The sequence below is a fragment of the Kribbella jiaozuonensis genome, assembly GCF_005233875.1.
Classification (GTDB): Bacteria; Actinomycetota; Actinomycetes; order Propionibacteriales; family Kribbellaceae; genus Kribbella; species Kribbella jiaozuonensis.
The window spans coordinates 1,299,385-1,321,095 of the sequence record NZ_SZPZ01000001.1; the positions used below are offsets into that span (position 1 = coordinate 1,299,385).

The 21,711-nt window shown below is 66.2% G+C and carries 20 protein-coding genes; 10 read left to right on the forward strand and 10 right to left on the reverse strand.

Annotated features, from left to right (window positions below; translation table 11 throughout):
• Positions 1 to 57: 57 nt before the first annotated feature.
• Together FDA38_RS42085 and FDA38_RS06240 are read right to left on the reverse strand one after the other, a co-directional pair.
• Positions 58 to 225: a hypothetical protein gene (locus FDA38_RS42085; protein ID WP_170989598.1), complete on the reverse strand. Its 168-nt coding sequence runs from the start codon at positions 223 to 225 to the stop codon at positions 58 to 60.
• Positions 216 to 608: an FAD-dependent oxidoreductase gene (locus FDA38_RS06240; protein WP_233714555.1), complete on the reverse strand. Its 393-nt coding sequence runs from the start codon at positions 606 to 608 to the stop codon at positions 216 to 218. Before FDA38_RS06240 ends, FDA38_RS42085 begins: the two co-directional genes overlap by 10 nt.
• Positions 609 to 665: 57 nt before the next feature.
• Here FDA38_RS06240 and FDA38_RS06245 point away from each other — a divergent pair, with 57 nt between their 5' ends.
• From FDA38_RS06245 to FDA38_RS06260, 4 genes are all read left to right on the forward strand, one after another.
• Positions 666 to 863 carry a three-helix bundle dimerization domain-containing protein gene (locus FDA38_RS06245; RefSeq protein ID WP_137253081.1) on the forward strand — a complete coding sequence of 66 codons (198 nt, stop codon included), beginning with the start codon at positions 666 to 668 and terminating at the stop codon, positions 861 to 863.
• A 114-nt stretch (positions 864 to 977) separates the two neighbouring features.
• Positions 978 to 1,310: a hypothetical protein gene (locus FDA38_RS06250; protein WP_137253082.1), complete on the forward strand. Its 333-nt coding sequence runs from the start codon at positions 978 to 980 to the stop codon at positions 1,308 to 1,310.
• A gap of 42 nt (positions 1,311 to 1,352) precedes the next feature.
• Positions 1,353 to 4,151 carry a helix-turn-helix transcriptional regulator gene (locus tag FDA38_RS06255; protein ID WP_170989599.1) on the forward strand — a complete coding sequence of 933 codons (2,799 nt, stop codon included), beginning with the start codon at positions 1,353 to 1,355 and terminating at the stop codon, positions 4,149 to 4,151.
• A gap of 98 nt (positions 4,152 to 4,249) precedes the next feature.
• Entirely contained in the window at positions 4,250 to 4,930 is a 681-nt protein-coding gene (locus FDA38_RS06260) for an alpha/beta fold hydrolase (RefSeq protein ID WP_137253084.1), read from the forward strand.
• Positions 4,931 to 4,976: 46 nt separating this feature from the next.
• Here the strand turns inward: FDA38_RS06260 and FDA38_RS06265 are convergent, their stop codons facing one another.
• Positions 4,977 to 6,491 carry an MFS transporter gene (locus FDA38_RS06265; RefSeq protein WP_137253085.1) on the reverse strand — a complete coding sequence of 505 codons (1,515 nt, stop codon included), beginning with the start codon at positions 6,489 to 6,491 and terminating at the stop codon, positions 4,977 to 4,979.
• 10 nt (positions 6,492 to 6,501) lie between these two features.
• A complete protein-coding gene (locus tag FDA38_RS06270; RefSeq protein ID WP_137253086.1) occupies positions 6,502 to 7,425 on the reverse strand; it encodes an NADP-dependent oxidoreductase in 924 nt (307 codons plus the stop codon).
• A gap of 220 nt (positions 7,426 to 7,645) precedes the next feature.
• Here FDA38_RS06270 and FDA38_RS43545 point away from each other — a divergent pair, with 220 nt between their 5' ends.
• The gene (locus tag FDA38_RS43545) at positions 7,646 to 9,523 is read left to right on the forward strand and encodes an ABC transporter permease (RefSeq protein ID WP_325053044.1); all 1,878 of its coding nucleotides are present in this window, start codon (positions 7,646 to 7,648) and stop codon (positions 9,521 to 9,523) included.
• 21 nt (positions 9,524 to 9,544) lie between these two features.
• Here FDA38_RS43545 and FDA38_RS06280 read toward each other — a convergent pair whose 3' ends face one another.
• The 5 genes from FDA38_RS06280 to FDA38_RS06300 form a co-directional block, all read right to left on the reverse strand.
• The gene (locus tag FDA38_RS06280; RefSeq protein ID WP_137253087.1) at positions 9,545 to 10,240 is read right to left on the reverse strand and encodes an aldo/keto reductase; all 696 of its coding nucleotides are present in this window, start codon (positions 10,238 to 10,240) and stop codon (positions 9,545 to 9,547) included.
• A gap of 24 nt (positions 10,241 to 10,264) precedes the next feature.
• Positions 10,265 to 10,930 (reverse strand): nuclear transport factor 2 family protein, encoded by a 666-nt coding sequence (locus tag FDA38_RS06285; protein WP_137253088.1) that lies wholly within the window; start codon positions 10,928 to 10,930, stop codon positions 10,265 to 10,267.
• Positions 10,931 to 10,984: 54 nt separating this feature from the next.
• A complete protein-coding gene (locus tag FDA38_RS06290; protein WP_202877569.1) occupies positions 10,985 to 11,275 on the reverse strand; it encodes a hypothetical protein in 291 nt (96 codons plus the stop codon).
• A gap of 60 nt (positions 11,276 to 11,335) precedes the next feature.
• Positions 11,336 to 13,924 carry a LuxR C-terminal-related transcriptional regulator gene (locus FDA38_RS06295; RefSeq protein WP_202877570.1) on the reverse strand — a complete coding sequence of 863 codons (2,589 nt, stop codon included), beginning with the start codon at positions 13,922 to 13,924 and terminating at the stop codon, positions 11,336 to 11,338.
• Between the two features lie 97 nt (positions 13,925 to 14,021).
• Positions 14,022 to 14,441: a nitroreductase family deazaflavin-dependent oxidoreductase gene (locus FDA38_RS06300; protein ID WP_137253090.1), complete on the reverse strand. Its 420-nt coding sequence runs from the start codon at positions 14,439 to 14,441 to the stop codon at positions 14,022 to 14,024.
• Positions 14,442 to 15,627: 1,186 nt separating this feature from the next.
• On the opposite strand from FDA38_RS06300, the gene FDA38_RS06305 reads away from it, so the two are divergent.
• The 5 genes from FDA38_RS06305 to FDA38_RS06325 all read left to right on the forward strand — a co-directional run bounded on the left by FDA38_RS06305 (position 15,628) and on the right by FDA38_RS06325 (position 20,395).
• Entirely contained in the window at positions 15,628 to 16,359 is a 732-nt protein-coding gene (locus tag FDA38_RS06305) for a DUF4386 domain-containing protein (protein WP_137253091.1), read from the forward strand.
• Positions 16,360 to 16,405: 46 nt separating this feature from the next.
• Entirely contained in the window at positions 16,406 to 17,119 is a 714-nt protein-coding gene (locus FDA38_RS06310; protein ID WP_233714556.1) for a DUF4389 domain-containing protein, read from the forward strand.
• A 92-nt stretch (positions 17,120 to 17,211) separates the two neighbouring features.
• A complete protein-coding gene (locus FDA38_RS06315) occupies positions 17,212 to 18,486 on the forward strand; it encodes an alpha/beta fold hydrolase (protein ID WP_202877571.1) in 1,275 nt (424 codons plus the stop codon).
• Positions 18,487 to 18,505: 19 nt separating this feature from the next.
• Complete coding sequence (locus FDA38_RS06320; RefSeq protein ID WP_137253094.1) at positions 18,506 to 19,258, forward strand: DUF4386 domain-containing protein; 753 nt, start codon at positions 18,506 to 18,508, stop codon at positions 19,256 to 19,258.
• A 750-nt stretch (positions 19,259 to 20,008) separates the two neighbouring features.
• Positions 20,009 to 20,395 carry a hypothetical protein gene (locus tag FDA38_RS06325; RefSeq protein ID WP_137253095.1) on the forward strand — a complete coding sequence of 129 codons (387 nt, stop codon included), beginning with the start codon at positions 20,009 to 20,011 and terminating at the stop codon, positions 20,393 to 20,395.
• 66 nt (positions 20,396 to 20,461) lie between these two features.
• Here FDA38_RS06325 and FDA38_RS06330 read toward each other — a convergent pair whose 3' ends face one another.
• Positions 20,462 to 21,490 (reverse strand): TolB family protein, encoded by a 1,029-nt coding sequence (locus tag FDA38_RS06330; RefSeq protein ID WP_137253096.1) that lies wholly within the window; start codon positions 21,488 to 21,490, stop codon positions 20,462 to 20,464.
• Between the last annotated feature and the right edge of the window lie 221 nt (positions 21,491 to 21,711).

The following is a 21,711-nucleotide window of genomic DNA, read 5'->3' on the forward strand; positions in this document are numbered from 1 at the left end:
CTCGACGACGGACCCGCGCCAGCCGTGGGTGAGGATGCGACCGCGCGACGTCGATTCTCAGGCGTGGTCGCCGTCGAGGAGTTCGTGGATCCTTTCCAGAGCCTGCTGGATTTCGGGGTGTTTGTACTGCGCGGCGCGGAATTCGGCGCTGATCACACCGCAGCGGTGGACGCGGCGGAAGTCACCGTACGGGAACTCGTAGTGCCCCTTGGTCTCTACGTCCATGTCGTCGTCGACCCCGCGGTGGTGGTGCGGACGCGGTTGCCGGGCATCGACAGCAGGTGGTAGCCGCGGGTGACGACCTTCGCGGGGAGGCCGGCCAACGGTACGTGCAGGGGGTTGGCGGCTGCCTGGGTGCCGCCGAGGTCGACGACGAAGCCGAGGTCTTCGTGGCGGTAAGGCTGCGGGATTCCGGTGCCGAAGCTTGCCGCGATGTTGTCGGCGGCCTGTTTGCCTTGTCGTTGGGCGTGCTGGGCTGTCATCGGGGTGACCTCACCGGGCCGGGTCAGGTCCGGTACGGCGGCCGCGTCACCGCTCGCGAACACCTCAGGATGCCCGGGCACCTCGAGGTACTCATCCACGACCAGCCGACCCTTGTCGGTCTTCAAGTCGGTCAAATGTGGATGAGGCTTGTCTGAGTCTGGCTCAGACGACATGGTGTGTAGATGGATAGGTCAGATGAGGACCGTGCAATCACCGAGGTGATCGACCGGCTGGCCAAGCAGTTCCCGCGGGTGTCCGTGGATGAGGTCGCCGAGGTCGTCAGTCAGTCGCGCCCCGAGTTCGACGATGTTCCGATTCGGGACTTTGTGCCGTTGTTCGTCGAGAGGGGAGCCAAGTCGCGGCTACGCGCGATGGCTTAGTCACAATTCGTGTACGACGTGGTAGAGCGCTTGTCAGTCCGACCACCGATCTGATGCCGTTGCTGCCTCGTAGCTCGGCGGCGTGTTCGGTGTCGACGGAGGGAGGGCAGCCGGGTGTTCGGTAGTGCGGAGGAGTCGCTGCAGGAGGCGGGTGCAGCGTTGCGGCACGCTGTGGATGTACTGCGCCGTCGACCGGCGGACGACGTGGCGGCGAAGTACCTGGTGGCCGAGTTTCATGAGCTGCGGACGGTGATGTCGACCGCGGCCATTTTGATGAAGGCGTTCGAGCTCTCGCGATTCGCCGTCCTGGCCCATCAACAGCAGAGCTCAGGTCTTGCAGTGATGCTGGATGAGGCCGATGCCGACCTGCTGGCAGGCTCGGACCACCTGAACAGCGCGGCTGTGTGTCTGACGAGCGCCAGGCAGAGGCTCGACGTACCCCGCTAAGCGGCGGGAGGATTGTCCCTCGGCGAAAGCGAGGCGCTAGGCGTGACCGTTGTTCCATCGCTTCCAGTTCGTGGCCGGGACGATCAACTCGCCGTGCTCGACCAGGCGTTGTCCGATGCCGTGTCCGGGCGTGGTTCGGTGACCGTGATCGAGGGCGGTCCTGGCATGGGTAAGACCCGGCTGCTGCAGGCCGCGTGGGTCCGGGCCGCCGCCCGGGGGTTCCGCATGGGGCGCGGTATGGCCGACCCGACCCAGCGGGTGGTCGAACTCGCGCCGTTGTTCGAGGCGTTGTTCGAGCACGATGCGCCGTTGCTCGACCGGTCGAGCCTCCGACAGGTGTACGCCGCTCCCGAACAACGGTTCTGGCTGCTCCAAGAGATTCAGACGCTGCTCGAGGAAGTGGCCACATCGGCGCCGGTGCTGATCGTGCTCGACGACCTGCAGTGGGCCGACTCGGGTACGGCGGCGGCTCTGAGAGTGCTGTCCGCTCGACTCGCGGGTACGCCGATCGCCTGGGTACTCACGCTACGGCCCGGCCAGGAGTCGGCGTCCCTTCAATCCACGATCGTAGCCCTCGTGGACGCCGGCGCCACCACCCTTCATCTGGGCCCTCTCGACTACGACGCGATCGCCTCCATCGCCGCAGACCTCCTGGACGCCACGCCGGACGACGCGCTGCTGAAGTTGCTGCGGTCGGTCAACGGAAACCCGTTCCTTCTGGTCGACGTCGTCCGTGGATTGGCTGCCGAGGGCAACCTTTCGACCGCGGAGGGGCAGGTGACTCTGCTCGAGGACCGGCTGCCGAGCCGCGTCAGTGACGGCATGCGACTCCGACTGGCGAGGATGTCCGAGGTCTCCGAGCGGATTGCGACCTGCGCCGCGGCCCTGGGGCGCCGGTTCACGGTGGCCGACATCGCGGCGATGACGGGTATGTCCGTTCCCGACCTGGTGACGCCGATCCGGGTTCTCATGGAGGCCGACATCCTCGCCGAGAGCGACGACCGGCTGTCGTTCGTGCACGACCTGGTGCGTGACGCCGTACGCGCGAGCGTGCCTACCGCCGTCAGGCGAGCCTTGGATCGTGAAGGCGCCGACGTCCTCCTTCGCCGCGGAGCGCTTCCGGTGGAAGTGGCGGCGCAGGTGGCTGAGAGCGCCTCTTTCGGAGACTCAGTTGCGATCGGAGTGCTGGCCGATGCAGCTGAAGCATTGGGGATCACCGACCCCGCGATGTCGGCTGAGCTGGCCGAGCGCGCATTGCTGCTCATGCCAGAGCGCCATGAACTCCGAGGACCGTTGGTAGGGCGGCGCGCTGTCTCGCTGTTCGCCGCCGGCATCCGCGACGAGGCGAAGCGCTACGTCGACACCGTGCTGCGACAAACCTTTCCACCCGCTCAGCAGGCCCAGATGCGGCTGCGGATTGCGAGCATGTTCGGGCTGGCGCCGGACATTCGGGTGGAGAACGCACGGCACGGCCTGGCGCTCCCCGACCTGCCCAGCGACCTCCGTGCCGAGCTGATGGCCGCAGAGGTGCACAACCTGGTGGTTGGTGGCCGAGTCGCCGAGGCGGTCGGCAAGCTGTCTGCGGCGGAGGCGGCAGCGCGAGAATGCGGCAGCCAGGAAGCCGAGTTCGCGATGGATCTGGCCAGTGCAGGCTTGGACTACCAGCAGCTCGAGTTCTCCAGAGGGCTGGCCCGGCTCGATGCGGCGATCGCGCGTGGTACTTCGGAGGATGTCCGGGCACGGCTCGCGGCGTACTTCCGTGGCTGGTTGCTGGCAGCGATGGACCGATTCGACGAAGCGATCGCCGTCGCTGAGGAGGGTGCGCGCGCTGCCCGTCGCGATCGGCAGCACTGGGCCTTGTCCACGTTCGAGACCCTGACGGGCATCGTCAAGCTTCAGTCAGGCCGGCTGCCGGACGCCGTCGCGGCTCTCGAGGGCCATGTCTCGCTGGTCGACGGAGCCGTTGTCGGCGGCGTCATCGATGCGGCCAACCTGTCCAGTCTGGCCTTTCTCCGGGTCCACACCGCCGACGAGTGGGGCAGCCGCGAAACGGTCCGCATGTGCGAGGCGATGATCAACTCGACCTCGCCGGCGATCCGCGCTCACGCGGCGTGGGGCCTCGCCGCGCACGCGAACGCTCACGGGCAGATCGGACAAGCCCACAAGTGGCTGAGGCTGGTCTGGGACGCCGAGGCGCCGTACTCCCGACGTCTGTACCCGCACGACATCGCGAGTGACGCGGAGGTCGTGAGGGTCGGACTCGCTGTCGGCGATCACGAGCTCGTGTCCGAAACGCTGGCCGGCGCGATCGAACGCCTGCGCCTCAACCCCGATGTCAGCTCGATCGCCGCCTGCGTTCACCACCTGCAAGGACTGATCACCCATTCGTCGGCCGAGCTGGCCAAGGCCGTGCCGCTGATGCGTTCCGCGGGAAGACCGCTGGCCGTTGCCAGCCTGCTGGAGGACTACGCGTGCTCGCTGCTCGCAGAGGGCTCGACCGCGGACGGCATCGAGATGCTCGACGAAGCACTCGACCTCGCGGTCGGGATCGGCGCGACCCGGCTCGCCGGGCGGGTCCGCGGTCGCCTGCGCGAACACGGAGTACGGCGTCGCGTCTTGCTGTCGACAGGTGTGCACAGCGGATGGGACGCGCTCACTCCCACGGAGTCCCAGGTCGCTCAACTGGTGGTCGACGGCTGCACCAATCGAGAGATCGCCGAGCAACTGTTCGTCTCTCTGCACACGGTGAACACCCACGTTCGGCACATCTTCGAGAAGGTGCAGGTTCGTTCACGGTTCGAACTGGCCCGGCTCGCCAACCGGCACGACAACGGAACCTAGAACAAGAGATCGCATACCTGTGCGATGTGCCGGGCAACGCTCGAGGACGACTTTCGAAGGGTGCGGCATCCGCCGCGACATCCCGAAGGAGAGTCGGCATGGCAAGCAACGTAAGCATCGTGTTCGCTCATGGTCTGTGGGCCGATGGCTCGTGCTTCAGCAAGGTGATGGGGCCGCTCCAGGCCGAGGGCTACGAGTGCCTGGCCTCGGAGCACGCCCTCGACAACCTCGCGAACGACGTCGCCAACGTACGGCGCAACGTCGCGCGCGCGTCGAATCCGGTCCTGCTGGTCGGTCACTCGTACGGCGGCACCCTGATCACCAACGCGGGTATCGACGAACGAGTTCGCGGGCTGGTCTACATCGCCGCGCTGGGACCCGACGAGAACGAGACGTCACAAGGTCAGCAGAACAACTACCCCAAGACCCCGATCTTCGAGCACATCGAGGTGGCCGAGGACCGGATCTGGCTGCTCAAGTCCGGCGTACCGTTCTTCGCCGGCGACCTGCCGGAGGCCGAGCAGGCGCTGGTGTGGGCGACGGCGATGCCGCCGGTTCCGGACCTGTTCGACCAGAAGGTCGAGGGAACGGCGTGGCGGACGAAGCCGAGCTGGGCCATCGTCGGCACGAACGACCAGACCGTCCAGCCGCAGCTCGAGCGCGACTCAGCCAAGCGGATGGGGGCCAAGACCTTCGAGCTGGACTCCAGCCACGTCCCGATGCTGTCGCAGCCGAAGGCCACCCTCGACATCATCCGCGAGGCCGCAGAGTCGCTGTAGCACTATGCGGCGGGTCCGGTTCTCCGCCGAACCCGCCGCCCGCCGGCTAGGTGCTGCTGCTCTCCGGGTCGGGCTGGGTGCTGATGTCGTCCTTGCTGGCCTTGACCAGGAGTAGGACGGCCACGAAGGCTGCGGTGATCATAGCTGCCCCGATCCAGAAGGCGACGTGGTAGCCGTGGATCGCGGCGGGTGGGTTGAATGCGGAGGGTGGGAGGTGATGGGCAACGACATAGGACGTGACCGCACTCGCGTAGAAGGTGTTCAACAGTGCGGTACCCAGGGATCCGCCGATTTGTTGGGTTGAGTTGAGGACCGCGCTGGCGACTCCCGCGTCATTGTTGTTCACTCCGGTGAGCGCGAGGCTCGACAGCGGCACGATCACGAGGCCCAGGCCGATGCTCATCAGTAGTTCTCCGGGCAGAACATGGGGAGCCCAACTGCTGTTGTCGGAGATGAACGTGAAGGTGCCCAGGCCGATTGCAACCATGGCGAGCCCGATCAGCATGAGTGGTTTGGGGCCGGTGCGCGGCAGCACGGCCGACACTGCGCCCGAGGTGACGATGATGCCGATGCTGAACGGCAGGAACGCGATGCCCGACTTGAGTGCGCTGTAGCCCAGGTTGTACTGGAAGTAGTAGCTCAGGAACAGGAACATCGCGAACAGCCCGGCGAAGACGAGCAGTGAGGCGAGGTACGAGCCGCCGCGATTGCGATCGAGTACGACCCGCATCGGCAACAGCGGGCTCGTCGTACGCAACTCGACGAGCACGAACGCGACCAGCAGGATAACGGCGCCCACGAGATAGCCGATCACTTCGATCGAGAGCCAGCCGACGCCGGTCTTGGCCGCTTGGGTGAATCCGTACACGAGGGCGACCAGTCCGGCTGTGCCGAGGATCGCGCCAGGGATGTCGTACGAGCCTCCGCCCGCGGACTTGCTCTCGGTGACCAGGATCGTGCCGGCGATGAAGGCGGCGATCGCGATGGGCACGTTGATCAGCAGGCACCAGCGCCACGATGCGTACTCGGTCAGGGTGCCGCCGAGGATCAGGCCGATCGCGGAGCCACCGCCTGAGATTGCGCCGTAGACGGCGAACGCCCGGGACCGCTCCTTCAGCTCGGTGAAGGTCACCGAGACCAGTGACAGCGCTGCGGGCGCGAGGAGCGCTGCGAACGCGCCCTGGAGGGCCCGGGCACCGAACAGCGTTGCGCCGTTCTGCGCCGCACCACCGAGCGCCGACGCCGCGGCGAACCCGAGCAGCCCGACCAGGAACATCCGCTTACGACCGGTGTAGTCGGCGATCCGTCCGCCAAGCAACAGCAGGCCGCCGAACGCGACGGTGTAAGCGGTGACCACCCATTGCCGGTCGGCGTCGGAGATGCCCAGGTCGCGTTGCGCCGATGGCAGCGCGATGGTCACGACGGTGCCGTCGAGCACCACCATCAGTTGAGCGATCGCGATCACCGCCAGGGCCCACCATCGATGGCTGGGTGGTGCTTCGACCGTTTCCCCGAGCGACTCGAGCCGGTTCTCGTCGGCCCGCTCAGCGTCTGAAGTCATGATCAGCGGGCTACGGCCTGAGGACGATCTTGCCGCGGGTGTGGCGGCGTTCGAGCTCGGTGTAGGCCTCGCGGACCTGAGCCAGCGGATAGACCCTCGCGATCGGTACCTCGAGAGCTCCGCCGGCGACCAGGTCGGCCAACTCCGCGAGCACCGTGGCGCCCGGCCCGGCTGCTGCGCCGCCCTCGGTCTTCACCCCGTATTTCTGGGCGGCCGCGAAGTCGACGATGGTGTCGATCCGCTCGGCCGCGACGCCGAGTGCGAGGGCCAACTCGACGTACCTGTCGCCGTTGGTGTCGATGAAGGCGTCCACGCCGCTTGGCGCGGCGGCCGTGATCCGGTCGGCGACGCCGGCGCCGTACGCGACAGGGATCACGCCGTGGCTCTTCAGCCACTCGTGGTTGTTCTCGCTCGCCAGGCCGATGACCGTGGCCCCGGTACGGCGTGCGAGCTGTACGGCGAGCGAGCCGACGCCCCCGGCGGCTCCCGAGATGACGACGGTCTCGCCCTCCTTGGGCTCGACTGCGTGAACTGCCCCCCATGCGGTCGTGCCGGCGACATACAGGCCACCGCCGACTTCCCAGGAGACCTTCTCCGGCTTACCTGTGAGGTTGCCGACCTCGACCAGGACCAGCTCGGCCTGGGAGGCCCGCGTGTCCGAGAACCCGATGACTTCGTCGCCGGGCGAGAATCCGTTGACCCCGGCGCCGACCTCCTCGATGACGCCGGCGAGGTCGCTACCCTGCCCGGAGGGGAACGTCGACGGGAACAGCTCGGCCACTGCGCCGGTGCGGATGACCGCCTCGCTGGGGTTGATGCCGGCCGCTTTCACCCGGACGAGGACCTGCCCGTCGCCGGGTACCGGGCGTTCCACCTCCTCGACCCGAAGCACGTCGATGCCGCCGAACTCGTCGTACCTGACTGCCTTTGGCATTTCTGCAGCTCCCTTTGGTTCGAATTCGCCGGGCATTCCCTGCCGGATGTGGGCCCAACTAGCAGGCTTGCTGTCAGGCAGGTGAGGAAGCGTCACCGGATCACGGTGATTCCCGAGTAGAGCGGGCGGATCACCGCGATCCGGTGACGACCGATCACCTGCTGGGCGGCAAACCTGAGTTTGTTGCGAAGGTCCGCCCGGCCCGTTGGAGGAGATCGACATGACTGCCGACGACGAGCAGGTGACGTCACGGATATCTCTTGGTACGTCGGTGCCCGCGGTACGGGTTGAGGGTGTGAGCAAGCGGTTCGGGACGACCGTGGCGCTGGATGGCGCTGGGCTGGAGGTTCCGGCGGGGATGGTATTTGGTCTGCTCGGCCCGAATGGTGCGGGCAAGACCACGCTCGTGCGGATTCTGGCCACGCTGCTGGCGCCCGATGCCGGCCGTGTGGAGGTCCTCGGCCATGACGTGACGGATGAGCCTGCCGCCGTCCGGGAGCTGATCGGCCTCACGGGTCAGTTCGCGGCGGTCGACGAACTGTTGACCGGACGCGAGAACCTGGAGATGTTCGGCCGTCTGTTCAATCTGTCCCGCGAGGACGCCCGCCGTCGCGCCGGGGAGCTGGTGGAGCGATTCGGCCTGGCGCAGGCGGCTGAACGGTCGGCCGGCACGTACTCCGGCGGCATGCGCCGCAGACTGGACATCGCCTCGAGCCTCGTCACCCGCCCGCGGATGCTGTTCCTCGACGAGCCGACCACAGGCCTGGATCCGCGCAGCCGCAACGAGATCTGGGCGATCGTGCGCGAGTTGCGGCGCGAGGGGACGACGATCCTCCTCACGACGCAGTACCTGGAGGAGGCCGATCAGCTGGCCGATCGGATCGCGGTCATCGACCGCGGGAAGGTGATCGCGGAGGGAACCGGGAACGAGCTCAAGGAGCGCGTCGGCGGCCAGATTCTGGAGGTGGAACTATCCAGCGCAGGGGACCGCGACCGCGCACAGGTCGTGCTCTCGAGGGTCGGTTGCGGCGAGCCGCAGCCGGACGAGCGGCCGGACCGTCTCACTCTTCCGGCCCCGCGCAACGGCCTTGCGTTGGTGGAGGAGGCTGCCGCCGGGTTGCGCCAGGCGCAGATCGCCGTCAGTGACATCGGGTTGCGCCGGCCCACCCTGGATGATGTCTTCCTGCAGCTGACCGGTGCCGCGCCGAGTGAGGACGGCAGCGAACCTGCACCTCGGCCTCGAGCCCAGCAGCCGCCGCCGAAGGGGCCGGCACCTCGCCGGCCCGCGCCTCGTCGTCCGGTCGTGCGGCTCCGCCGTCCATCGCCGCAGGCCGTGCGCTCGGCGGTGACAGACACTGCCGTCGTCACGATCCGCAACCTGCGTCACTTCATCCGCCAGCCGGATCTGCTGGTCTTCTCCACCATCCAGCCGGTCCTGTTCGTCCTGCTGTTCTTCTACGTGTTCGGCGGCGCGATCGGCCGCTCCTTGCCGGATGGCGTGGCGTACGTCGACTTCCTGCTGCCCGGGATCTTCGTCCAGTCGGTCACGTTCGGCGCCTCGCAGACCGCGGTCGGCCTGAAGGAAGACCTGACTCGCGGGGTGGTCGACCGGTTCCGGTCGATGCCGATGGCCCGTTCCGCGGTGCTGGCCGGGCGTACCATCGCCGACCTGGTCCGCAACATCGCGGTCATCGGGCTGATGATCGCTGTCGGGTACCTGGTCGGGTTCCGTTTCCTCGGCGGGGTTGCCGGTGCGATTGCGTGCGTTGCAGTCGTCGCCGCGTTCGGCTTGGCCCTCAGCTGGATCTTCGCCTTCGTGGCGCTGACGGTGCGCGGCGCGGAAACGGCGCAAACGGCCGGGTTCGTCGTGATCTTCCCGCTCGTCTTCGCCAGCTCGGTGTTCGTGCCGGTGGCCACCTTTCCGGAGTGGCTGCAGACGCTCGCAAGATTCAACCCCGTTACCGTCACCGGTGACGCCGCCCGCTCCCTCGCGTTGTACGGCTCCTCGGCGTCACTCGGCGCGGCCGCGGCGTGGGTCGCTTGCCTGCTGGCCGTGTTCATCCCCCTGTCCGTATGGAGCTACCGACGGATCGGCTGACCCCAGCGCCTGCCCCGCTGCTCAGATCGTGTCCAGCTCGGCGACTGCGTCGGGCGGCAGGGGCAGGGCCGCGCCCGCGATGTTCTCGCGCAGGTGATCGACCGACGACGTGCCTGGGATCAGCATGAGATTCGGTGAGTGCTGGAGCAGCCAGGACTCGGCGACCGCCGTCGTGGTCGCACCGAGCTGGTCGAGGCTGACCGTGCTCAGGCCGAGGTGCCGGATGAGACCTTGCCCTTGCAGTTCAGCGAGCGCCTCGAACTGGGGTACGAGCGTGTCTGTAACCGTTGCGCGGTCATCGATCCCGACGAGGGTCCGCAGGTTGACTATGTCGAGTACGTCGAGTCCGAGCCGGCGGAGGTTGTCGTGTACTTGCGCACGCAGCGCCTCCGGGGAGTTGGCAGCCAGCCAGCCGCCCTTCTCGTCGCGGACCACTCCGACCTTGGTCGCGATGTGCACCTGGCCGTCGTACGGGAAGAGCGCTTCCCGGATGATCTCGTTGGTGATGTACGGCCCGTACGCGTCGGCCGTATCGATGTGATTGACGCCCAGCTCGACAGCGGTCCGCAGCACCTCGATGGCGGCGGCGCGGTCGCGCGGTGGCCCGAGAACACCAGGGCCGGCGAGCTGCATCGCGCCGTAGCCGATTCGGTTCAGCTCGAGGTCTCCGACCAGGTACGAGCCGGCCCGCGCGGCCGGTGGGTTGATGACGGTCATGGATTTCCCTTCGGCTGACTGTGTTCAGTGCGTGCGGGCGGACGCCGCCACTGCGGACGCGTAGTCAGGCAGGATGCCGAGCTGTGCGTACAAGGTGGTGAAGGCGATATGGCAGTCGAACACCTCGACCTTGCCGTTGCGCAGGTACCAGAAGTCGGCGGTCGGGAAGTCGACCTTGGCCCCGGTGGGCTTGATCACGCCGGCGGGTGTCTCGAACCCGCCGAGGAAGGTGCCCTGGATCGACAGTTCAATACTGACGACGTCACCGTTCACGGTGATGTGCTTGAGCTCTCGGTGCACGTCCGGAAGGAATGTGCCCATCCAGACGATCAGACCGCCCAGTTGTTGACCCCGCAGGCTCGACTGTCCCTCGACGCCGCCGATGCCGTTGAGCACACCGTCCCTGGCGAACAGGTTCATGAATCCCTGGGCGTCCAGAACGTCACCCTCACCCGCGTGGTACGCACGCAGGACGACGGCGAGGTTGGCCTTCTCACGCTTGGTCAGATGGCGGTTGGTGAGCGGCAGTTTGGACAGGTCGGTCGCGCTCAACGTCGCGCTGACCTTCGGACTCTGGACGAGAGTCGCAGCCTGTGACGGCGTGCCGCTGATCGCAGGCGGCGCGGCGCCGATGGCAAGAGCCAGGCCGGCGGCCATGGCGGTGATCGTCTTCCAGCGATGAACCTTCATGGTCGTGCCCTCCTGTGCTTCAGAACCTGGGATCCAGGACGTCCAGGTTTGCCGTCAGGACGGTGGGAGGTGGTCACCGGATGCCGGTGATTCTTGCGTGCCCGACCATCCGTCCCGGGATTCTGCTGATGTGTGATCCGGGCTGAGCTGACGAATCTCGATCAGGTCGAGGGCGAGGGCCTCGATCTCCGCAAGTACGCCGTACAACGCTGACCGGTCCAGCAACCCGGTCAGCACGGTGTCGGAGCCGTCGCGCCGCGACGCCAGCGCCGGGAACGCAGACAGCACGCCGGCACCGAGGTGGCCGTGGATCCGGATGGCGTACCAGGCGGGCATGGCGTCCATGAAGCACATGGTCAAGGCCGGGCAGGTGACCGAGCATCACTGCTTTGAGGTGAACCCGGGCTACCTCGTGCGGCGGGCCGACAGCAATCGGAGTTCCCGCGCGCGCCGTACCGCCGCAGAGCGGTCGCCGACCTGGAGCTTGGCGTAGATGCTGCGCACATGCGTGCTGACGGTGTTCTGCGACACAGACAGTTCGTCGGCGATCTCAGGCCGGGTCAGGTTCGTCGGGAGATAACGCAGCACTTTCAGCTCGCCGGGGCTGAGCTCTCCTGTCGGTGGCAACGAGGATCCCCTCTTGGCCGGCGGAAGAGAGCCGTGCAAGCTATCGAGGATGTCGGCGGCCAGCGCGGCGTGCGCTGTTGCATGCCCGGGGAGCGCCTCGAGTAGCTCGCGGGAGCCTGTGATCGCGAACGGGAGGATCAACCGGTCAGACTCCGCCAGGTCCAGCGCCCGCTCAGTCGCCTGGTTTGCCGCGCGCTGGTCACCGAGCTCGCGATGGGCGAGCCCGGCCAAGAGGTGTGCCTCGATGACCGTGACGTCCCCGAAGACCGCCGCCGTGCCATTCAGAACGTCGGCTACTGCTGTCAGAGCCCCAGCCGGCTCGCTTTCGGCGAGGCGGATCACCGCGAGGGCGTTCAGGATCTCACCGGAGCCGGCCGACTCGTCATCGAGCGCCGCCAGCAAGGCGTGAGCCTCGTCGACCATTCCGAGGCGGGCCTGGGTGGCGAGCAGCCACCGGGTGGTCCGGGTTGCCAACGCCCGCGAGTCTGCAAGCTGCGATCCCATGTACTCGGCGGCGGTGAACTCCTCGAGCGCTTCCTGATGGCGGTTGCGGCCGGCGTGCAGCAACCCAGCAGTCTGGTGCAGGAGGAGTGTGATGTCCGGGCCGGTGTCTGTTTCCAAGGCCTGTCTGGTTCGTTCCAGCCATTGCTCGCCCTCGTCGAACTCACCCGTCCAGATCAGATTGGCGGCGAGCATGATCAGGGCAGGCGCGATGATCGGTTCTGCGCCCCATCCGTATCGCTCGGCCAGCGCGATCGCCTCACGGCAGCGCCGCTGGGTCGTGGCGAACGAGTGGAGGACCAGCGATGCGAACCCGAGTTGCGCCAAGCAGCCGACTTCGAGGTACGGGCGACCGATCTCCCGCGCCAGCGTGGCGCCCTCCCGCAGATGCCGTTCGGCGTCCGGCGCGTCTGACAGCCCGAGCGTCCACGCCTCGGCCGTCCCCAGGTTCATCAGCGCGACCGCCCGCAGATCGTTGCCTAGTGCAACGTCCCCGTCGGGCTGCTCAGTGAGCGGGGAGGCCAGGAATCCGGCCTGCTCGATCGCACCGGCAAGCTCGCCGCGCCGCCTGGCCAGCGACAGCCTCAGCGACGCGACCGCCACCAGGAGGCGTCGCCGGCGGTCCGATGACGTCGCCTGCACGTGCGCCTCGGCGAACGCAAGCTCGCTGGCGGCCTGGTCCAGACGTCCCTGCGAGAGGTCACCCATCGCGCGCACCAGCGCGAGCTCGGGATGTTCTGCATTCTTGGGAAAATTCTGCACCAGCGCCTGCATGGTCTGCGCTTCCCCGTCGAGGGTCAGGCTGAACGACTGATCCGCGAGCAGCCGGGCGGCATCAGGCCAGTCGCCCGCTGCCTGGGTGTGCTTGATGGCGTCAACGACGCGCCCGTGCGCGGTGAACCATCCAGCGGCGCGTCGGTGCAGCGCCGGCACTTCCTCGGCCAGCCTCCGGCGAAGCTCCAGCCGCAAGAGATCCGCGAACAGATGGTGGTACCGGAACCACGTGCGCTCGGGGTCCAGTGAGACGACGAACGCGCTCGCATCTTCGAGCTCCAGCAGGATCCGTTCCGAGCCGGACCCGTCGGTCAGCAGGTCGGCGAGTGCGCCGTTGACACGGTCGAGCAGGGAGGTACGGAGAAGCAGGTCCTGGACGTCTGGCGGCTGGCGTTCCAGCATCTCGGCGATCAGGTACTCGCTGACCGTGCGGTCGCTGCCGGAGAACTCGGCGACGAACCGCTCCGGATCGGGGCGACCGGCCAGGGAGAGGGCGGCGAGCCGCAGACCGGCGGCCCACCCCTCGGTTCGCTGGTGCAGCAGCGCGGCCCCAGCGGCCGACAGTGTGATGCCCGAGGCGGCGAGAAGGTCGCGTGTTTCGCGCCCCGAAAAGCGCAGGTCGGCCGCGCGGATCTCCGCCAGGTCGCCGGCCAGACGCAGTTGGTGCAGCCGCAGACGTACGTCGTGGCGCATGGTCAGTATCGCGTGTGCCTGAAGGGGAAGATCCGTCAGCAGCCGGGTGAGCTGAGCGAGGGCCTCGGGCGAATTCAGCTCGTGAAGATCCTCGATGACCAAGGTGATGTCCTGCGCGTCGGCGAGTTCCGACAGCACCCGGTCGACCATCGCACGTGCATTGAAGTCAGGTGTCGCTGCTTGCGGTTCCACGCGGCCAGCGGCAGCCGTACCCGGGCCGATCGCGTCGAGTACGGCCAGCCAGAACTGCTGGGCGTCGCGCTCGTCGCGTTGCACCTGCACGAGAGCGAGCCGGGACGTCTGCCCCGGCCGGTCGGCCCACGCGCGCAGCAGGCACGTCTTCCCGCTCCCTGCCGGAGCCGAGATGACTGTTACCTTCCGCGCCGCCGCGCGATCCAAGGCAGCGACAAGGCCACCCCGGTCGATAAGCCGTGCACTTGCTGGAGCCACCGTCAAAGGCCCGCCCTTATCTCCACACCGGACAAACTGGCGCCGGCTACCCGCGCTTGAGTTCGAGGACGGGGATAGTGCGGATGCCCGCGGTCTGGCGTTCGTACTCGGCGAAGCCGGGGTAGCGCTCGGCCTGGACGGCGTAGATCCGGTCGTGGTCGGGACCGGTGATCTCGCGGACCGTGACGTCGTACGTCTCGGTCCCGCGCTCGATGGTGGCGTTGCCCGCGGCGGTGAGGTTGGCGTACCAGTCCGGGTTGGTCGGGGCGCCGCTCTTGGTTGCGAAGATGTAGATGGTGTCGGGGTCGGTCTCGTGTGCGAGGTACATCGTGGGGGTCACGTACTCTCGTCCGCTCTTGCGGCCGCGGTGGTGCACCAGAACCATCGGCGCGCCTTCGAACGGGCCGCCGACCTTGCCTCCGTTGGCTCTGAACTGGGTGATGGTCTGGGTGTTCCAGTCACTCATATGCACTCCTGTGGTTCGATCAATGCCGGGGCTCGATGCCAGCGAGGGTGACTTCGGCTGGCAGGGGCTCTGCCGACAACAGTGCCTTGAGTTTGGGCCCGTTGTTTGTCCAGCGCGATATCGGCCGCAAATGCAGCCTGCCGCAGGATGGCCTCCAGGGTCGAGCGCTGCTCGGTAGTCACCGATGATCTCCCTCCACACGAACCGTCGTAAGTATCACCGCAGGTGACGTGCCCGGGCGTCACCAGATCCCGGTGATTCATTCGACGTGGGACTTGGTTCGAGAACAGACGGCGGCTGAGTCGCGTTCTCAGCTGACGCCGTTTGTCGCCACCCTCCGCCTTATCCTCGGCGGCTCCGCCCAACCCCGAGACCTCCAACACCTCGCCGCCGTCTGCGGCGAACGCGACGAAGAAGTCCGCAACGGGAGCCGCGTCTCCGACGGCGGCCGCACCACCTCCACCAGCACCCGGCGTCATCCGTACCTCCCCTTCGGCACCGGCATCCTGTGGCCCGCACCGCCCCACCCATCCTCCTCACCATGACTCCCTGGACCGACCGCACCGACGCCGACCAGATCCGCGCGAGCATCGGCAAGGCCACCCTCCGATGAACCGCGATGAAGAACTCGCCAGAGCCCTGGCCTTCGCTGCGCCCCCGGACCCCTACATCGTGTGCTGGCGCGACCTTGACCCCGCCAGCACAACCAAAGAACTAGAGCACTTCGCCGAATGGGTGTCCTGGGCAACCATTCGTTACAACCTCGACCACAAAGTCATCCCACCCTGCTGGCCCCACCGCGGCGCCATCGTCGAAGAACTCTCCGCCCTCCGCACCTACTGGGAATCCTGCTACCAAGACGCCGCCGCCCCCTCAGACCCACTTGCCTTCCACCGAGACCACATCCTCGCTGTACGCCGCATCCGCGACTGGACCTCCCTACTCGGATGCACCAGAACTACTCACCGACCCCAAACTGCTACATGAAGCCGGCGGCTTGATCCACGAGCAAGTGCGATACCGAATGTCTGGTCCGCGGGTTTATGGGCAGTGGGTTCACCGTTGACAGCGGTTGCGCGGCAGAGGATGGTGAGCCGCAATAGGGCGTATGCGAGTGGTGGTCTAAGGCGTATCCGTCGGAGACACCTAGGGGCGACCGGGGGGCCGCTACAAGGGGCGCACTCGCATGGCGAATCTGAGCGCACTGAGACGTACCGCGATCATCGCGGGCGTGTTCTATCTGGCCACGGAGATCACCTCGATCCCGGCGCTGTTGCTTTATCAACCTGTTCTGCGTGACGGCAACTACCTGACGGCTGCCGATGCGGACAACAGAGTGCTACTCGGAGGGTTTCTCGAGTTACTACTCGTTGTGGCCTGTATCGGCAGCGCGGTCACGCTGTATCCCGTCGTCAAGCGACAGAACCACAGCATCGCGCTCGGCTACGTCTGCGGCCGGCTCCTCGAGTCCGCGATCATCGTCGTCGGCGCTGTCAGCGTCCTGGTTGCCGTATCACTCAGACAGGACCTGAGCGGTACGGCGGATGCCGGCAATCCCGCGGTCGCTGCGATCGAGCGGTCGCTGGTGGCGATCCACGACTGGACGTTCTTGCTCGGACCTAGCTGGGTCCTTGGTTTCAACAGCTTCCTGCTTGCTTACCTGGTGTACCGATCAGGGTTGGTGCCGCGGGCTATCGCCGTACTGGGGATGAGTGGCGGGGCACTGGTCACCTTGTCTGCGACGGCGATGCTGTTCGGCGTCTATGGCCAAGGTGTCCACACCGTCCTGGCGCTGCCTGTGTTCGCGTGGGAGGTCAGCTTCGCCATCTGGCTCATCGTCAAGGGCTTCAGGCCGTCGGCGATCACGGCGATCAGGTCTCCCGAGGTAGCAGGGCACACGCCGCTGCCTCTTGGGTGAGACGCCCGGCTTCATCTGTGAGCAAGCCCTTTGGGAGATGGTTGTAGTGACAACATCTGTGGCATACCCGGTACATGTGAACGCGGCGACGGATCCGAGGTCGTCGCGGTGGCTCTGGTTGGTCAAGTGGATCCTCGTGATCCCGCACTACGTCGTACTGGCGTTCCTGTGGCTCGGATTCATGCTCGCCTCGGTGGCCGCGTTCTTCGCGATTCTCTTCACCGGTCGTTATCCGCGCGCCATCTTCACCTACAACGTCGGCGTGATGCGGTGGTCCTGGCGGGTGACGTACTACGCATACGGTGCACTCGGCACCGATCAGTACCCGCCGTTCACGCTGGCCGAGGTCGAGGACTACCCGGCGCACCTGTCGGTGGACTACCCCGAGCGTCTGTCCCGCGGCCTGGTGCTGGTGAAGTGGTGGCTGCTCGCGATCCCGCACTACATCATCGTCGGCATCTTCGTCGGCGGTGGAGCGTGGGCCGCAAACCGGTCCGACAACTGGCAATGGAACATCGGCGGCAGCGGTGGCCTCGTCGGGATCCTGGTAATCATCGCCGCCATCATCCTGGCGTTCACCGGCGCCTACCCTCGGTCCCTCTACGACCTGATCCTGGGAATGAACCGCTGGGCGCTCCGGGTCGCGGGCTATGCCGCCCTGATGACCGACGCGTACCCACCGTTCCGCCTCGACCAAGGCGGCAGCGACCCCGTCCTCGCCGTACCGCCTCCTTCATCCGGCGCCGACAACTCAGCATGAGCATCACCCCCACGTCACCGGCCGTACCCGACTCGGATCAGCGCGGTCCGTCTGGCCCTGATACCGGGCGCAGGGGACGGATCGGTTTGGTCGTGGCCGGTTTGTTGGCTGCTGGACTACTGGCTGCTTTGCTGTTCGTTGCGGCGCCAGTCGTGCCGGCGAAAGACAGCGAGGTCGTCGGCGCTGTGCTGTGCGGATTCGCGCTCGGCTGGGCATTGTTGGCGATGCTGTCGGTGCGGTTTACCGATCAGCCGCAGCGGTGGGCTGTGGTTCCTGCGCTCTTCATGGGTTTGAGCGGTCTGCTTCTGGTGCTGTTCGGCTCCAGGGTGGACGACGTGCTCAAGTGGGTGTGGCCGCCGGCCCTGCTGGTGCTGGCGATCTGGATGGCAGTCCGTGTCGGGCGAGAGCTTCACAGCCGAGGTGGACGGTGGCTGCTGTACTCAGTGATCGCGATCCTGGCTCTCGCCTCGATCGGCGGCGGGTACGAGACCGTCCGGGAAGCCGCGGACGCCAAGGCCTATCCGCCGCCCGGCCGGCTGATCGACGTCGGCGGGCACAGCCTGCATCTGAATTGCACCGGCTCAGGTAGTCCGACAGTCGTGCTCGAAGCCGGCGGCGGCGAGATGTCGTCGAATCTCGGCTGGATCACACCGGCCGTCAGTGGAACGACGCGGGTCTGCGTCTACGATCGCGCGGGTCGCGGGTGGAGCGAGTCCTCAAACTCCCCGCAGGACGGTAAGCAGATTGCGACCGATCTGCACACCTTGCTGCACCGCGGAAACGTGCCTGGACCCTACGTGCTCGCGGGTCATTCCTTCGGCGGACTGTACGTACGCACCTTCGCGGCCAGCTACCCCGATGAGGTCGCCGGAATGGTCCTGGTGGACTCCACCGCTGCGAAGTCGTCGGCAGGATCACCGGCGGATCCAGCCTCCTACGACCCGATAGGCCGTGTCTCCGCGCTGGTTTCGGCCTCGGCCCGAGTTGGTCTGGTGCGCCTGTACAACCAAGTTTCCTTCGAAAGTCTGCCGCCGCGGTCTCGCGACGAGGTGCGTGCTACCGGCGCGACCGCGAGCAATCTCCGCAGCACGATCGACGAGTACGTGCAGGCGAACAGCTCGATGGAGCAAGCTGCCGCTTTCAAAGATTTCGCAGGCAAGCCTTTGGTCGTCCTGACGGCCGGTAGCGGAAATGACGCCGCCTGGCAGGCGAAGCAGAAAGACCTGGCCGGCTTGTCGACGAACAGCTCGCAGCGCATCGTCCGGGGCGCGAGCCACGAGGCGCTGGTCGGGGACGAAGAGTACGCAGCCGCCACCACTCAAGCGATCCTCGACGTCGTCTCCGCGGTCCGGAGTCCCGCACGCTGATCGGAGAAAGAGGTTTCAGATGGACATCGACAGAGATCGGTGGAGCAGCACGGTCAACGCACGGAAGGTCGCCACCTTGACGGGTTGGTTGATGGTGGTCACCTTCGTCGCCTCGATCCCGGCGTACTTCGTTCTGTACGCGCCGGTGCGGGATCATCCCGGCTACATCACCGGAGTGGGCAACGATCCCACCGCGAGCGTGGCTTTGGGGGCCACGCTCGAACTCATTGTCATCATCGCCAATATCGGTACAGCCGTAGTGCCGTATGCGATCTACCGACGGTTCAGCGAGTCTCTCGCCCTGGGCTACGTCGCAGCGCGCCTGGTCGAGGCGACCTTCATTGCTATCGGCATCGTCAGCCTTCTCACGTTCCTGTTGATGCGACAAGAAGGAACGGCCGGTACGGACGCTGCACTCGGTCAGGTTTTCGTCGCGATCTACGATCGGGCATTCCTGATCGGGCCGGGTTTCTGCGCCGGCTTCGCCAACGGAATAGTTCTGGGCTACCTGATGTACCGGTCCGGTTTGGTGCCACGCGGCATGGCGATGCTGGGACTCGTCGGAGGTCCGCTGATCGTCGTCTCGGGAATCGCGGTGATGTTCGACGTCATCGAGCGCGGCGGCACGGTCCAGGGGATCGCAACGATCCCGGAGTTCTTCTGGGAGTTGTCATTCGGTATCTACCTCATCGTCAAGGGCTTCAAGCCGTCTCCGATGCTGGCGGGCCAGAGGGCGAACTTGTCTGCCGCGAAAGTAGACAACCGGCCGTAGACCTGACGGTCTTCGATCAACGATCGCGAAACCCAGGAGTCACATCGACCACGCTCATCGGTGGAGCCCGCCTGACGGTCTCTTGAAGTAGGACGGTGTACCAGGAAGGCCTGTCGGTTTCAGCTCCGCCCGTTCGCCGCCGAGTTCTCCACCGAGCCGCGAGTGCTTGCGCCACCTCGCTGGAACCACCTCGTCTGGTACGACGAACCCGTTTCCACGACCCATGTCGAACACCCCGGCATCGACCACTGAATCCGCGCCGAAGGATCATCTGCTCGCCGTGATCGGCGGATGCTCGCGAACGGTCGTTTATGGACAGTCGGTCCTGTACGGCAAAAGCGATCCGGATGTCCGCCGCCGCTTGTTTCGAGGTGACGGGCGTAGTCCTGACCGTCCGAGCGACAGAAGCAAGCGTCGCGGCGGTGCCGGGGGCTTAGCCTGCTGGTGTGAGGCGATCATGGCGTGGGCGTGGGGCGGCGGTTCTGGAGTTGGAGCGTGGCCCTTCGGGGGTTGGCGGTGCTGCTCTGGGCGTTTGCCTGGTCGGCAGGGCGTCAACTCGGGACCGTTCGCGGGGGCGTGTGTCTGGGTACCGGTCACCGACATCAGCAGCAAGGTGCATGCCTCGCTTCTGCTGCCCTAGCAAGGCTTGACTAGGTGTCTGTCCTCGGCAGCAGCCGAGAACACGTACGCTGCTCGAGGTTGATGCGGCCTCGTTGGTCGGCGGCGCAGAGACGGTCTGGAGATGATCTGATGAGTCCCGACGCGGATCAGAGCCACGATGCTTCGATGCCTGGCCTGACCGTTCAACGTCAAACCCCCAGCGTGGCGTTGCAGGCTGGGTTGATCGGAACCCTCGAGATCGACACCGTCACAAACTGCCTGGTTGTCCGCACCCAGATCAGCTTCGCAGTCGGCGTCCACAGCCTCGTCGACATAGATGTGGCCTGGCCTCTAGGCTGGAGTGTCGCACTCCGTGACGGTGTTATCGCCCTGCTCGATGCAGCTGGACAGATGGCCGGTCGCCTGGGCGACGAGGTAATCGTCGGTGGAGGTTTCGTAGATACAGCCATAGCCGATGTCGTCTCGTGCACAGGTCAAGAGCGAATATTCCAGGCGTACGAGCTCACGCGCACTTGAGCGTACTTGTCGAAGCTCGACGACGATGCCCTGTCCTCATGGCCCAACTCTGCTCGCGAACCAGAGTCAGTGATCCAACTGGTGACGTCCCCAGTCCACTTGTCCTTCGTGGTCGGGGGTGTTCGTCACCTGAACCAGACCGGTTCCGTTTGCTCGCACGGTGAAGATGTCATCCTGCCCGAGGGAGGGCAGGTACATGCTGAATGCGATGTGCTTGCCGTTCGGCGACCATACGGGTTCGAACGCGTCGTACCAACTCTCGCCGGTACGGAGAGGGATCTTGTGCAGACCGTCGCCATTCGGGTGCACGACAAACAGCGCGTGCTTATCCGGTGCTGGTGCGTCGAACAGGATCCATCGCCCGTCAGGCGACCAGCTGGCGGTACAGCAGCCGCCCTGACCCCAGCGGGTAATTTGCCGACTCCTGGATCCGTTGGTGTCCACAACGAACAGGGCCTTGTTGTGTCCTTCAGCGAGGTTCGGGTTCTCGCGCACAAACACGATCTGCGAACCGTCCGGTGAGTAGTCACCTGGGTCGTCGATCCCGCCGTACGGGTTCTTGGCCAGGCGCACCAGACCGCCACCGTCCGAGCTGCGAACCGTGTAGACACCGCTGCGAGATGGATCGTTGTCGTCCCAGCCGCTGCAGGCCAGTCGCTTCCCATTCGGTGACCAAGGAAAACAGCCGAGGTTCAATCCGGCAACTGGAATAGGCAGGACGTGGTAACCACTGCCGTCCGGGTTCACGATCGCAGTTCCGATCCGGCCATCCGGAGTGGGCCAGCCGGCCGGCCCAGCCAGGGCAAGCCTGCTGCCATCCGGTGACCAATCGGCGCAACAGCCCCCGACACCCAGCGGATGTTGCCCGGACCCGTCCGGATTGCTCGTAATGATGGCTTCGCCATCGGCACTCACACGATCGAAAACGATCTGACCGTTGTGGCTGTACACGTGCGCCTTAGCAGGCGGCGCGGATGCGCGTGCTTCAGCGGCACGCGTACTGCTCATCATCCCCATGGCGAGCACGAGCACGAGCATGAGCACGAGCAATGCTCTCCCCATGCGTCCAGTGGCCTGCACCCCAAAGATCTGCATCGCCCCCACGACCCCTCAATTCCCTGCCAATCAGTGTGCCGACCCCTCGATGCCGTGTACAGGCCGTGCGAACCCGAAGCCTGAGCGGGAGTTTCGACACGACTGCGGAGCGAACCTTCCTGGTCAGACGCAACGATCTGCGCTGATCTGTAGGCCGGGCCGCCGTCGTGCACCAGGTGCCAGCTCTACCCACGCTCGTAGTCAGGACCTACGGTGGGTCC

Excerpts from the sequence above, each read along its gene's own strand:
- FDA38_RS43545 (WP_325053044.1), top strand. The coding sequence starts at position 7,646 with ATGACTGCCGACGACGAGCAGGTGACGTCACGGATATCTCTTGGTACG.
- FDA38_RS06300 (WP_137253090.1), bottom strand. The coding sequence starts at position 14,441 with ATGAGTGACTGGAACACCCAGACCATCACCCAGTTCAGAGCCAACGGA.
- FDA38_RS06285 (WP_137253088.1), bottom strand. The coding sequence starts at position 10,930 with ATGAAGGTTCATCGCTGGAAGACGATCACCGCCATGGCCGCCGGCCTG.
- FDA38_RS06265 (WP_137253085.1), bottom strand. The coding sequence starts at position 6,491 with ATGACTTCAGACGCTGAGCGGGCCGACGAGAACCGGCTCGAGTCGCTC.
- FDA38_RS42085 (WP_170989598.1), bottom strand. The coding sequence starts at position 225 with ATGGACGTAGAGACCAAGGGGCACTACGAGTTCCCGTACGGTGACTTC.
- FDA38_RS06305 (WP_137253091.1), top strand. The coding sequence starts at position 15,628 with ATGGCGAATCTGAGCGCACTGAGACGTACCGCGATCATCGCGGGCGTG.
- FDA38_RS06320 (WP_137253094.1), top strand. The coding sequence starts at position 18,506 with ATGGACATCGACAGAGATCGGTGGAGCAGCACGGTCAACGCACGGAAG.
- FDA38_RS06280 (WP_137253087.1), bottom strand. The coding sequence starts at position 10,240 with ATGACCGTCATCAACCCACCGGCCGCGCGGGCCGGCTCGTACCTGGTC.
- FDA38_RS06290 (WP_202877569.1), bottom strand. The coding sequence starts at position 11,275 with ATGGACGCCATGCCCGCCTGGTACGCCATCCGGATCCACGGCCACCTC.
- FDA38_RS06270 (WP_137253086.1), bottom strand. The coding sequence starts at position 7,425 with ATGCCAAAGGCAGTCAGGTACGACGAGTTCGGCGGCATCGACGTGCTT.
- FDA38_RS06245 (WP_137253081.1), top strand. The coding sequence starts at position 666 with ATGGATAGGTCAGATGAGGACCGTGCAATCACCGAGGTGATCGACCGG.
- FDA38_RS06330 (WP_137253096.1), bottom strand. The coding sequence starts at position 21,490 with ATGCAGATCTTTGGGGTGCAGGCCACTGGACGCATGGGGAGAGCATTG.
- FDA38_RS06260 (WP_137253084.1), top strand. The coding sequence starts at position 4,250 with ATGGCAAGCAACGTAAGCATCGTGTTCGCTCATGGTCTGTGGGCCGAT.
- FDA38_RS06325 (WP_137253095.1), top strand. The coding sequence starts at position 20,009 with ATGAGTCCCGACGCGGATCAGAGCCACGATGCTTCGATGCCTGGCCTG.